At 46.7% G+C, this 13,259-nt stretch carries 9 protein-coding genes; 4 read left to right on the top strand and 5 right to left on the bottom strand.

Translation table 11 applies throughout. The annotated features are described in order from the left end of the window. Positions 1-526 (bottom strand): hypothetical protein (locus tag ACH10T_RS11455; RefSeq protein ID WP_394809407.1); only part of this gene is annotated, 526 nt, incomplete at its 3' end. A gap of 132 nt (positions 527-658) precedes the next feature. Next, positions 659-949 (bottom strand): nucleotidyltransferase family protein, encoded by a 291-nt coding sequence (locus tag ACH10T_RS11450; protein WP_394809406.1) that lies wholly within the window; start codon positions 947-949, stop codon positions 659-661. A 232-nt stretch (positions 950-1,181) separates the two neighbouring features. Here ACH10T_RS11450 and ilvA point away from each other — a divergent pair, with 232 nt between their 5' ends. The 4 genes from ilvA (at position 1,182) to ACH10T_RS11430 (ending at position 10,438) form a co-directional block, all read left to right on the top strand. Continuing rightward, entirely contained in the window at positions 1,182-2,693 is a 1,512-nt protein-coding gene (gene ilvA, locus ACH10T_RS11445) for a threonine ammonia-lyase, biosynthetic (RefSeq protein WP_394809405.1), read from the top strand. 283 nt (positions 2,694-2,976) lie between these two features. Beyond that, entirely contained in the window at positions 2,977-5,085 is a 2,109-nt protein-coding gene (locus ACH10T_RS11440) for a methyl-accepting chemotaxis protein (RefSeq protein WP_394809404.1), read from the top strand. Positions 5,086-5,270: 185 nt separating this feature from the next. Then, positions 5,271-9,854 (top strand): Hpt domain-containing protein, encoded by a 4,584-nt coding sequence (locus ACH10T_RS11435; protein ID WP_394809403.1) that lies wholly within the window; start codon positions 5,271-5,273, stop codon positions 9,852-9,854. Between the two features lie 71 nt (positions 9,855-9,925). Further along, positions 9,926-10,438 carry a peptidoglycan-binding protein gene (locus ACH10T_RS11430; RefSeq protein WP_394809402.1) on the top strand — a complete coding sequence of 171 codons (513 nt, stop codon included), beginning with the start codon at positions 9,926-9,928 and terminating at the stop codon, positions 10,436-10,438. A gap of 238 nt (positions 10,439-10,676) precedes the next feature. Here ACH10T_RS11430 and ACH10T_RS11425 read toward each other — a convergent pair whose 3' ends face one another. Genes ACH10T_RS11425 through cbbX form a run of 3 tightly spaced genes read right to left on the bottom strand, consistent with a single transcriptional unit; the run spans position 10,677 to position 13,246 of the window. Then, on the bottom strand, positions 10,677-11,897 hold the full coding sequence (locus ACH10T_RS11425) for a class II fructose-bisphosphate aldolase (protein WP_394809401.1): 1,221 nt from the start codon (positions 11,895-11,897) through the stop codon (positions 10,677-10,679). Between the two features lie 39 nt (positions 11,898-11,936). Beyond that, complete coding sequence (locus ACH10T_RS11420) at positions 11,937-12,281, bottom strand: hypothetical protein (RefSeq protein ID WP_394809400.1); 345 nt, start codon at positions 12,279-12,281, stop codon at positions 11,937-11,939. Between the two features lie 29 nt (positions 12,282-12,310). After that, positions 12,311-13,246 (bottom strand): CbbX protein, encoded by a 936-nt coding sequence (cbbX, locus tag ACH10T_RS11415; protein ID WP_394809399.1) that lies wholly within the window; start codon positions 13,244-13,246, stop codon positions 12,311-12,313. Positions 13,247-13,259: the final 13 nt, after the last annotated feature.

Here is a 13,259-nt window from a genome sequence, read left to right as displayed (position 1 = left end):
GCGCTACTCTAGCTTTCAATTCACCCGTAAAATTCTTTCGCTTTATTCCCGTCATTTCCTGCTCCTTCTTAGCAGGATACCATCTTAATTTACTGTCTTGAAAGGAGGGTCCACTATAGGCATCAATTACACCGGCTAGTGCCGACTCAAATGCTTCCACTTCGTCAAGACCATATCCAGGTCCGTGGATAGTGAGAGCGAGATGTGATGCATTTGGCAGTTCCGTATCAACTGTCTCAACTGCACGTGCTGCAAAGTCTCGAATCTCAGAATAACCAAACGTGTAAAGCGACGCTACACCAAGGAAAAATACAGCATCGACACCTAATATTCCCCTTGTTCTATGCCAAATATGTTGGCCGATCGCAGGCATTGGTACTGCACGTTGCTCTGGATTAAGTCGATTGTAGATTGCCAGATCAGCGCCATATAGATTTTGTGCGAATTTAAGAACCAGCGCATCAGCTTTGAAATCAGTTACATCTGCACATGCTACGGAAACCTGGGTTGCTTGCAATGAGCTCATAATCTGAAGTTCCTTGTGTCTCAAGAATCTTTAATCGACAAAATAAATTACATCAAAAAGCAAATCTAACATTGCAATTATCACGCTTCCTTTCTGACTCTTATACAATATGTTAATTTGGTTTCTATCATATCAAACATAAGCGCATTCTTTTTCAATATAAGGGCGCAACTCCGGCCGCAATGCTTTTTCGGTAACCAGATCCACCGGGCAGCCCAGCAAATCTTCCAGATAGAATTGCACACCAAAGTAACGCTGTGAGGTTGCCGGGCCGTCAAAGGCAACCAGAATATCCACATCACTGCCAGCACTCGCTGTATCGCGGGCTGTCGAGCCGAACAGAGCGAGGCGGGTAACGCCGAAGCGGGTTTGCAGTTCTGGTTTGCTTTGGGCCAGCAGTGCCAGAGCGTGTTGTCGATTCATTTCTTAATTTCCAGATTGTCGCGGATGAGCATACGAGAAAATTGAGTGCGGTTCTGCAAATTACACGAATCAAATACGCTGAGTCAAACAATCTTTGTTGATTTGAACCATTCTTCTGCGATGATAGAGCTTATTCCATGACTGTAAGAAAATTCATGCAACCCCTGATCGTGATAAAATCCCTTTCCTCGTTTCGGATTAGAAGCTTGTCTGAATTAACTCATCTCGTATTATGAAAAACAATTACCTAGAAAGAATACTGACCGCGCAGGTTTATGATGTGGCGATCGAGAGTCCGTTGGAGCTTGCTGCCAATTTATCCGGGCGCATTCATAATCAGGTGTTATTAAAGCGGGAAGATTTGCAGCAGGTCTTTTCTTTCAAGTTGCGTGGCGCGTATAACAAGATGATCAAGTTATCGCCTGCGGTGCGCAATCGCGGCGTGATTGCGGCCTCTGCCGGGAATCATGCGCAAGGCGTGGCATTGGCTGCCAAGCGGTTGAGCTGTGGCGCGACCATCGTGATGCCGGTGACGACGCCGCAAATCAAGGTAAATGCGGTGATGGCGCTGGGTGCGACAGTGGCCTTGCATGGCGATTCCTATAACGATGCTTACGAGCACGCGATAAAACTGGCGAAAGTAGAACAAGCCACGTTTGTTCATCCCTACGATGATCCGGATGTGATTGCCGGGCAGGGAACGGTCGGCATGGAGATCTTGCGTCAGCATACGGGGAATATTCACGCTATTTTTGTGCCGATTGGCGGCGGGGGTTTGATCTCCGGCATAGCGGCTTATGTGAAACGGCTGTATCCGAAAATCAAAATCATCGGCGTCGAGCCGGTCGATTCGGATGCGATGTACCGTTCATTGCAAAGCGGCCGCCGGGTCAAATTGGCGCAAGTGGGTTTGTTTGCGGATGGTGTGGCGGTGCGGCATGTGGGCAAAGAAACTTTCCGCTTATGTCGCGAACTGGTCGACGAAGTGATTCTGGTCGATACCGACGCCATTTGCGCTGCCGTCAAGGATGTATTTGAAGATACGCGCACGATACTGGAGCCTTCCGGTGCGCTTTCCGTCGCGGGTATCAAAGCGTACGTCGCGCGTGAGAAAATCTTACATAAAACGCTGGTTGCGATCGCATCCGGCGCCAATATGAATTTTGACCGGCTGCGGCATATCTCAGAGCGTGCGGAAATCGGTGAACGGCGTGAGGCTGTGTTGACCGTGACGATTCCCGAAAAACCCGGTAGTTTCAAAAAATTCTGCAATTTATTAGGCGCCAAAAGCATTACCGAATTTAACTACCGTTATGCCGATCCGAAAGTGGCGCATGTTTTTGTCGGCGTATCGGTGCGCAATCAAGAAGAAACCCAGAAACTGATCAGCGAATTAAAACAAAGCGGCCTGGCCACCGAAGACATGAGCGACAACGAAATGGCCAAGCTGCATATTCGTCATTTGGTCGGCGGGCACGCGCATGATGTTAAAAACGAAATTCTTTACCGTTTTGAATTTCCCGACCGCCCCGGTGCGTTGATGAATTTCCTCAACACCTTGAGCCATAACTGGAATATCAGCTTGTTTCATTATCGCAATCATGGTGCCGACTATGGCCGTGTGCTGATCGGAATCCAGGTTCCTCCGGAAGAAAGATCTGACTTCAAAGCATTCCTGAATCAACTGGGTTATCACTATTGGGATGAGACGAAGAATCCCGCCTATAAATTATTTCTTGGGTAATTCATTCGAGGCACTTCAACTTCCGAAGAGCCTCTGAATAATCTGAATTATTGTTTCTAGCATAGATATTAATATATATAAATCAAAAATATAGGTTTCTCGTGTCACTCGAAATGACGGTTATTCAGAGGCTCCATAAAAGACCTTGTTTTACATGTCTTATCCTGTTTTTGTCCCCACACTTCAGCGGTTAAGCTATCACCTGACAACAATCGTGTCTGGTGTCGTCTGTCATTAAAAACCTGAATATTCAGACAAGCCTGTATCAATGCTGGAGCAAACAATGGAAGACAATTTTACAAAATTTGGATTAACAACCAGAATGGTTGCCATAGGGAAGAAACTGCCGGTTATTACCCTACCGACAAAGAAAAGTATTCCTAAAAATATTTCCATTTTAAACAACAGCTGGATAATGGGCGGTATCCTGATGTTTTTCACCGTGCTGCTGTTGATTACACTGGCTATCAGCGTCAATCAAGCCAGGCATCATACGGTTCAACCGGAACTGGTTGCACAGTTAGAGAAGCAGCATTTGCGTTTGTCAAAAGCCGCACAGCAGGGCCACATGGGCAATACCAATGCGTCTGTCGAGTTGCAGGACAGTCAATCTCAGATAAATCAGTATATTGCACTGCTATCTCAGGGTGGGATCTATGATCATGACAAGACCGTTCCAGCCGCAGATCAATCGCTTGCATTAATCCTGAATGCATATCATCAAAGCTGGCAGCTTGAGGCTAAAAAGGTTGCTCTGATTTTGAACCATAAAGAATCTTCGATTAAGCTAAACAGTAGTATCCAAGCAATCCATATCACGTATAGCCAATTGGTCAGGCGCATCGAAGAATTAACCGGGCGTATGGCGGAAATCGGCAATCTGTCGCAGGAAATACGCACGATGGAATCCATAAAAATGCATGCGCGCACCGTCGCAAAGAATGCTAGAACGATTTTTTTCAGCGAATTCACGATAACAGAAATCACCGCGCAACTTGCTCAGGATCACGCACAAATTTCAGCAATTATCCAAATTTTAAGTCAAGGAAATAACGGACTTGGGGCGGCATCAAACAGGGATGAGATTATTCAGGATCTGTTGTCACATGTTTATTCGCTGGTGAGAAAGTTTGACGATCACCTCCGAGTGATTCAACAAGAGATACCGGTAGCTTTAACTATTCAGCTGGCTATGGATGAGGTTGCGAACAACAGCGCAACCATGCTGGATATGACGCGTACGCTGGAGAGTGCAATTCAAGAACAAAATCGGCATACTGTATCTTTATTCAATGCGCTGATTTACACATTCGGCGCATGCGCAGTACTTGCGCTCATATTTTTTGTCCGGTCAGTACGCCGGAATGCGCATTATCAAGATTTGGCAAGCAGAAATGAAGTTGAGAAAGCGCAAAAGGCGATCGTGATGCTTCTGGACGATATGAAAAAAATCGCCGATGGCGACCTGACCATTCGTACGGATATCACGAACCATATGACTGGTGCGATTGCCGATGCCATCAATTGCACGATTGAGGAATTGCACACACTGGTAGAACAGGTCAATCAGGCCAGCGCACTGGTTGTTAAATCGTCTAATCAGGCGCAATATGTTTCATCGGGGTTATTAACAGCGGCACAACAGCAAACGGCGAAAATTGAACAAACTACCCTGGCGGTGATCGGCATGACGGAATCCATCAGTCAGATATCCGATATGGCGACGGAATCCGCCAAAGTTGCCAAACAATCGTTATCCACTGCGGAAAAAGGTACCTCGGCCGTACGTGAGTCCATTGCCGGAATGAATGAAATCCGAGCTTATATTCAGGACACTTCCAAGCGGATCAAACGGCTGGGGGAAAGCTCCCAAGAAATCGGAGAGATTGTCGCATTGATCACTGATATCACCGATCAAACGAATGTTCTGGCTTTAAATGCAGCGTTGCAGGCAACGGCCGCAGGTGAGGCCGGACATGGTTTTACAGTGATCGCGCAAGAAGTGCAACGTTTGGCTGAACGCTCAGCAGAAGCCAGCAAACAAATCAGTGAATTGATCATCACGATTCAAGGCGACACACAAGATGCCATCGCAGCGATGGAAAGAAGCACGCTCGGCGTGGCAAAAGGTGCAAAGCGCTCCGATGCGGCTGGACGGGCTCTGGAAGAAATAGAAGAAGTTTCAAAGCAGCTGGCTCAACTGGTTACCAATATTTTTGATGTCACGAATACCCAAACACGAGCAGCGCATAAGGTAGTCGCCAATATGGAAGAGATTCTTCATATTACCCGGCAGAATACGGAAGGGACATTGAAAACCACGGGGTCAATCAAACAGATTGCCGGTTTTGCATCTGAGCTGAAAGCATCGGTATCCAATTTCAAGGTGTAATGGGCACCTCTAAAAATTCAAAGTTCTAACCAGCATGAGTCACAAACAAAAAAATGGTTACGCAGTGCAAGTACGCTATGCAAGGAAGCTTTTCTGAGAGCAACAAAGTGTTATGACAAAACTTGGATATATAGAGATGCCTTAATGTTGATTAAGATTTCAATTGGGAATAGATGGTATTAAAAATGAGCGCACAACCCAAACTTAATATTGCCTCGATTATCGGAATCAAGGACGGAATCTATCAGGTATTCGCTTTGATTGACCAGAATCTGGATGTTTATAGCAAGCATCCCAGTAATACCAGTTTGATCAATGATTGCCGGAAGTATATTCATCAATTGGATGGCTTGCTGGAAATGCTGAATCTGACGAGCATCACCATCGTCACAGAAAAAATGGAGCAATTGGTTGCAGCGGTTATCAGCAAGAAGATTGAACCCAGTCCACCGATTTTCGATGCGCTGAAACAATCCACCAAGGCATTGCTTTACTATCTGAATGAACTGATTGAAGGCGCAGAAGAAAATCCGCTACGCTTATTTTCAGCGTATCGCGGGTTGATGCAGGTGTATGGTTTTGAAAATGCGCCCGAGAGTGACTTATTTTTTCCCCGGTTAACGGCTAGCCCGGCGTTAAAAGCGGAATCAGCGCATATTAACGCCTTAATGGCTAAGCCCTTAGCCAAACAGTTGGGCGCCGAGTATCAGACTGGACTGCTGAAGTGGTTGCGTGATCCATCGGATAAAGACGGCTTGCAGCAGATGGCTGCGGCAGTCAATCAAATCGAGGAATTTCCGGGAACTATTGAAGGGCGAGCTTTTTGGTGGGTGGCCGCCGGTTTCCTCGAAGATTTATTGCAACTGGAAGGCAATCAAATCGATCTTACAGTGCGCCGCCTGTGCGGAAAGATTGAACAAACCATACGCCATCTTGCCGCTGGAACACTGGGCAATACTGCACCGTTGATGCGTGAATTGCTGTACCACATTGCGCACAGCGAATCAGCCAGTCAGCGCATCAGCGATATCAAGAACAGTTATACCTGGCCCGGTCTGGCGTCAGACCAGGATACGCTGACTTTTGAACAGTCGGAGACCTTACGCCCCATTTTGGATAGGCTGCGTAGCACGCTGATGCAGGCGAACGATATCTGGCGTGAATTTTGTGCGGGGCACCAGGAAAGTCTGGCCTCATTGCTTGAATACATTGATTGGCTCAATCATCAAGCGCAGCAAACTGAATGTGCGCCGTTAGTGAAGTTAATCGATGCCATAGATAGCACTGTTACTTTTTTGCATGATCAGCCTCAAGATGCCAGTGAAGAGCTGGCTATGGAAATGGCGACTGCTTTATTGCTGGTTGAAAGTATTGTCGATGATTTTAACCAGTTACCGCCGGATTTATCGCAGCAGATCGATGTGATTGCCGCTCGTCTGCGTGGTATTACTGCGGGCGATGTCAATGTCAATGCGCTGCCGCATGCTCCAGCGTTTACTGTGTTAGAAAGTAAATCACAGGAAAAAGAATTACTGGCGCAGGTTGCACAGGAAATTCTGACCAATCTGGGGCAAATCGAGACCATTCTGGATAAATTCTTTTTTGAACCCGCCAAACGTGCAGAATTATCCATGCTGCCTGGCTTATTCAAGCAAGTCTCCGGCGCTTTGGTTATGCTGGATTTGGAACGTGCGCACACCTTACTGCATCTTTGCCAGAGCTTGGTCGAAAAACTGTTAAAGCCGGGCTATGAAATTGTTGAAACAGAACAGATCTTGCTGGTGGATGGATTAAGCAATCTGGGTTTCTTTATTGAAGCGCTCAGAAGCGGGCAACCCGAGAGTCACCAAATTGTCGAGGAAGCGATCAAGTTATTCCAGATCGTATCAATTCCCGCAAGCGCATCGTTACCGGTGCAAACGGCTGCTTCGGGATCTGCCGTCGCGGCAAAACCGGATACAGCAGGCGTTAAAGCGGCAAGTGCCAGTGTCGACCTGGAATTGCTCGCTATTTTCCTGGAAGAGGCGGATGAAGTGCTGGCCAGTATTGCGAGTGAACTGCAGAGATGCCAGATCGATACAACCGATCGTGAGCCACTCGCCGCTTTGCAGCGCGGGTTTCATACACTCAAAGGCAGTGGCCGCATGGTCAAGCTGGAGAAGATGAGTGAAGTGGCCTGGCGCTTGGAACAAGTCCTGAATCATTGGCTAACTGAAAAAAGACCGGCTTCCGGTTTATTAATCAACTTAATCACGCGTACGCATCAGGCCTATGGCGAGTGGTGCAGGAATCTGCGCGAACAGGGTGTAACCGCAGTTGATGCCGATGAATTGTTGCTTTTGGCAAAAGAACTCTTAACCAGTGAGAAAACTATTGAAATGCAGGCGGCAGATTTCGCAGCAGAGGCTGAAAGCCCTGTTGACATGGACGCCTCGTTTGAAGCAGAAACGGAAGAGCCGGCCGTATTCCCGGACTCTTCACTCAGTGGAACAAAAACAAAGCCGATACAACTTGTACCGTTTACTTCCGAAGCAGTTGATCAGATCAATCCAGAACTGCTTCCGGTGTTTCTTGAAGAAACGCAAGACATCATTCCGCAAATGGGTGGTAAATTGCGCGCCTGGCGCATGCTGCCGCAAGACGAGGATATTCATCATGCGCTACTGAGATTGTTGCATACCTTGAAAGGCAGCGCCCGCATGACAGGAGCGCTACATCTGGGCGAATTGATCCATGTGATGGAGAGTCATGTGGAAGCAGCTTTTCATGAACGCAATATTTCCGATTCTGCGCTTGATCAGCTTGAAAGTGAATTTGACGCCATCAGCGATAAGATTGAACAGCTTCAGCGCATCGAAGTGCTGCCGCTTCCGGAAAAACAAATCGCTAGGGATACTGTAGCGGAAATAGCTGAATCAATAGATGTGGTGCCCGAGAAATCCGAGCTGCTTCAGGCAAAAACCATTTTGCGTATTAACTCCGAGTTGATTGATCGCCTGATTAATGATTCCGGCGAAGCCAGCATGCTGCGTTCCAAAATTGAAGCGCAGCTCAACAATTTTAAACAATCGCTGCAGGATCTGACTGAAAGCACGCACCGCTTGCACGACCAGTTGCGCGAAGTGGAGATTCAGGCGGAAACACAAATGCAATCGCATCTTGCGCAGCAGCATGAAAGTGAGCCTGCGTTTGATCCGCTCGAGTTTGATCGATTCTCCCGCTTCCAGGAACTGACGCGGCTGATGGCCGAAAGTGTCGATGATATTATCACCGTGCAAAAAAACTTACGAGCAACACAAACGGTCGCAGAAGAAGCCGTCGCGCAACAATCCGTGATTAACCGCCAGCTCCAGCAATCCTTGCTGCAAATCCGCACAATACCTTTTGGTAATTATGCCGAACGCTATTATCGTATCGCGCGGCAAGTGGCGGAAGATGTCGGTAAAAAAGCCAATCTGGAAATCCAGGGGGCAGAAGTTGAAATTGATCGCAGTGTATTAGAGAAAATTAATCCGCCTCTGGAGCATTTGCTGCGTAATGCCATAGCCCACGGCATCGAAGAACCACTAGTAAGGCAACAAGCAGGCAAGCCTGAAACAGGGAAAGTCGCTATCCACCTGCGTCAGGAAGGCAACGAAGTGATCATCACCCTGAGTGACGATGGCTGTGGTCTGAATTTGCCGCGCATTCGTGAGGAAGCGCAACGGCTTGGCTTGATCCAGGAAAAAGAAGTATTGGATGATGACAAGGCGATGTCGCTGATCTTCATCCAAGGCTTATCGACAACTGACGCTATCACCGGAATTGCCGGTCGCGGAATTGGCCTGGATATCGTCAAGAATGAGATTTCGATGCTCGGTGGCCGCATCAGTGTCGAGTCTGTTCCCAATCAGGGAACAACGTTCACGATTAGTTTGCCACTTACGCTATCCGTTGCACAGACATTTATGGTCTACGCCGGGAAACAAATCTATGCGATTCCTGCTTTTATTGTCGAACATAACAGGGAATTCGATTCCGATACGCTGAAAACAATCTATCAGGATCGTCAGATCGAGTTTAATGGAAAGAAATACTTGTTCTCCCATTTGTCGCATTTACTGGGTCAGATAGATCATATCCCGGAAATCACCAAGCACAGCCAAGTGTTATTCCTGCACAGCGGCACACAATATCTTGCCGTGCATGTTGATGAGCTAATCGGTAACACCGAAGTAGTGGTCAAGAATATCGGTTCACAGCTTGCGCATGCGCCCGGTGTTGAAGGCGCTACGATTACCGGAGATGGTGAAGTCATTCTGATCCTGAACCCGGTGAAACTGATACAACGCACCGATGTTCAGAAAGTGCTCAGCACACCGCTACCTGAATTAACCGCGATCGCTCAAAAGAAAACCAACACAGCATCTACGATTATGGTGGTGGATGATTCATTGACGGTGCGCAAAGTAACTTGCCGCCTGCTGGAGCGTGAAGGTTGTGATGTGTTGATTGCTAAGAATGGCAAGGAAGCGATCGAAATCCTTCAGGACAGCATTCCAGATGTCATGCTGATCGATCTGGAAATGCCTAAAATGAATGGTTTTGAATTGATTGAATGGGTACGCGAGAATCCGGAAACAGCTCATATCCCGATGATAATCATCTCCTCACGAACCGCGGAAAAACACCAGAAAATCGCCCAGGATCTGGGGGTTAATATATTTCTTGGTAAGCCTTATAAAGAGGATGAATTGCTCAATCATTTGTCTGAATTGATAAGGAAATAAGAAGTAGAAACGACAGAGAAAGATATTGCATAATTCCACTGCCGGATTGTGCACTCAATCCGCTTGAACTCATGATGAATCGCGGAGGAATAATGGGAAGCAATGCAATTGCACAGATTCAGCAAGCACTGAAAAACAAAGGGCTCGATCCGGGCGCGATTGATGGCATTTGGGGACGCAACACCATTGCCGCAGTCAGGCAATTTCAAATGCAACAAGGTCTTGAAGTGGATGGTATTGTAGGCCCGCAAACCACAGCAGCCCTCTTCAAGGATGTTCCATCGGCCATTGAACTACTCCTTCCTTGGTTTGAAGAAGCCAGGCACTTGATGGGTACGAAAGAGGTGCTCGGCGATAAGAATAATCCTGTCATTATGGACTGGGCGAAGGACCTTGACATCAACTATGCCGGTGATGACATTCCATGGTGCGGGCTGTTTGTTGCACATTGCGTTGGCACGACATTGCAGCACGAAGTACTGCCTGGGAATCCATTGGGTGCGAGGCAATTGGAAAAATTCGGGAATACCACCACGCCTTGCCTCGGCGCGGTGATGGTGTTTTGGCGGGAACCAATCCGATAAAGTGTGCCTGATGTGGTTGGGAAAAGACCGATTCCGCAGCGCACGCTGGCCCAAAACCGCTTCTTCACTGACAAGCAAAGTTGTACAAAAAGACAGGGGTGAAGGGTTGTCGGAAAATGAAGCTTAAATTATCAGGCCATTTTGCTTAGAGCCAATCTGGCGTTACATCCTTGCATTTAATTTAGGGCATGCTGCAATTGCTGCTTATAGCTCTGACGCTATGGAGTTTAAGGATAGATTATACACTTACAGATTCCTTCAATTGATGGTTTGTACTCGATAGCGTCGCGGCAAAAATAGTGTTGATCTTTTTAGGATCAGTCGAGTGGGATATTTGATTGTAGAAAGCATTATAGTGCGGATGAGATTGGTAACTGTTGATAACATCTGCGTGTGCCAGTTGGATTCGCCAACAGAGGCGATATTGCCCCGGGTCTGATAATGCCCTGCCCGAGAAAACCTGGCGCACACCCGGAATTGTTGTTAAAGTTTTGCGCGCCTGTTCAGTCAGCGTATCAAATTGCTGTAGATAACGGCTCTCAATATTACAAATAATGATTTGTTCTACAGACTGCCAAGGGCGGCACTGAATCAAAACTTCCGCTGCGCGGCCCGCTGATCCCCAGAGATGCATATACAATTTGATTTGTTCTTGGAGGCTTTCTTTAACACCGTGCAATGATTCAATATAGCCCTTTTTGTTGCTTTTTTGGCTATTGGAACGGATTACTGCGGCAGCGATGTCGGAAAGCTCCGTGTAGCAGTTAATTTTAGCAACGCCATTTAAAATCAACTTATGGTACTGCTCTTCAACTAAACCGCTTCCACCATGCAGCACTAGCGGGATTCCAAGTTCTTCGTTAATACGTTTCAGACGTTTGAAGTCTAATTTAGGGCTGCGATTGGGCTGACGGCCATGGATAGTGCCAATGGAAACAGCAAGGAAATCAATTTTGGTACGTTCAATATACACTTTAGCTTCTTCTGAGGAGGTATAGACAACTTCGCCTAAATTATTGATTGCATTTTCTCCCTCTACACCGCCTACAAAACCGAGTATTCCTTCAACTGCTGTGCCGCAGGCATGAGCTACTTCTGTAACACTGCTGGTTTGAGTGATATTGACTGGGAATGCTTCTGAAGAAACATCCAGCATGACACTGTTGCAACCAAGATTAATCGCTTGAACGATGGATTCATGTTTCTTTGCATGATCAAAGTGGATAGCAATCGGCACTTTGGCGTGATGCGCAGCTCTTTCGACAGCCGGCATAATCAGGCTAAAATCATGTTGATGGAAGAGTGGCTCAGAAAGATTGAGAATGACTGGTGAACGACAGAGCTCGGCTGTCATGACAATAGCTTCCAAGAAATCCAGGCTTACCAGTCCAAAACCACCGATTGCGTAGTTATTTTGATAAGCATGATTCAACATATCGCGCATATCTACAAGTGGCATTTTTATCCTCTGTAATTTAGGGGTGTAAAAAAATCATGCTCAATGCATAATTTTTTCAAGTGCCTGGTCCAAGTCATCCAGAGCTGATCCCATGATAAGACCTGCATAGCTATGGTATAGCCACAATTCACAAGAAACGGGTAGGTGTAAACCACGTCGTCCACGAATCTGAAACTCGCGCCATGCCAAAATGGGCTGATCGTCTTTATTACTATCTACGCATAGCCACATGGCCTTGTCTAGAAAGACTTCTAATCCGCGATGCTGCTGTAATGTCACTCGCAAAGGATAGCCTAGTCGCAGCAGCGCTAGTCGCCCGCGGTTATAACAAGCCGCTTCGATCGTTTTAGGGAAAATTCGCCAAGGGAGAGTCAGCGTTTCCATCGCTATCGATATATTGTATTTTTTATTTTTTATTTTTTTATTTTGGATTCACTATCCTGCGTATTTTCAAGAAAAACACGACTCGCTAGAATATCTTCCGCTTCTAATGTGATGAGATCCGTTTTGGATAATGATCTGTTTGTTCCGGAAAATAGTCGATTTGCCTGCCGCAGCCGAGCACGATCAAGCGCGTTACGAACTGAGCGCGCATTGGCAAAATGCTCTGACTTCATACGCAGGCGGATATATTTCCCGAACGCCTTTTCCCCGGCTGCACTGAAGCAGTAATTCTGGCTTTCTAACATTAATTTAGCGATCGCAACTAATTCATCTGGACCATAATCCGGAAAATCGATGTGGTGAGCTATACGCGATCGCATACCGGGATTGCTATGGAAGAATTTGTCCATGCGATCTTTGTAGCCCGCCAAAATAACAACCAAGTCATCGCGATTATTTTCCATCGTTTGCAGCAAAATTTCTATTGATTCTGCACCATAGTCACGTTCGTTCTCTGGTTTATAAAGATAATAAGCCTCATCAATGAAAAGAACGCCTCCCATCGCTTTCTTTATCACTTCTTTTGTTTTGGGTGCGGTATGTCCAATATATTGACCGACCAAGTCGTCTCGGGTCACTGAAACCAGGTGCCCCTCACGCACATAACCAAGGCGATGTAAGATTTCTGCCATGCGCAGGGCTACTGTTGTTTTCCCAGTACCGGGATTTCCAGTAAAACACATATGTAAACTGGGTGCTTCCGCAGATAATCCCATTTGTTTGCGAACACGATCGACCAGCAACAATGCAGCCGTCTCGCGAATACGAGTCTTCACAGGAATTAAGCCAATCAACTCACTATCTAGTTTATCCAGTACTTCTTGGATATTAGACTCCCGGAACTCTGCATCCAAATCAATCACGGTATCTTTGGGCGAAGTTAAGTTTTTAGATTGCTTAGGCATGTTTGATTACTCA

The organism is Nitrosomonas sp. (assembly GCF_043753625.1).
Lineage (GTDB): Bacteria > Pseudomonadota > Gammaproteobacteria > Burkholderiales > Nitrosomonadaceae > Nitrosomonas.
Note: the sequence above shows the minus strand (reverse complement) of the source record. Positions and strands in the feature narration are given on the sequence as shown.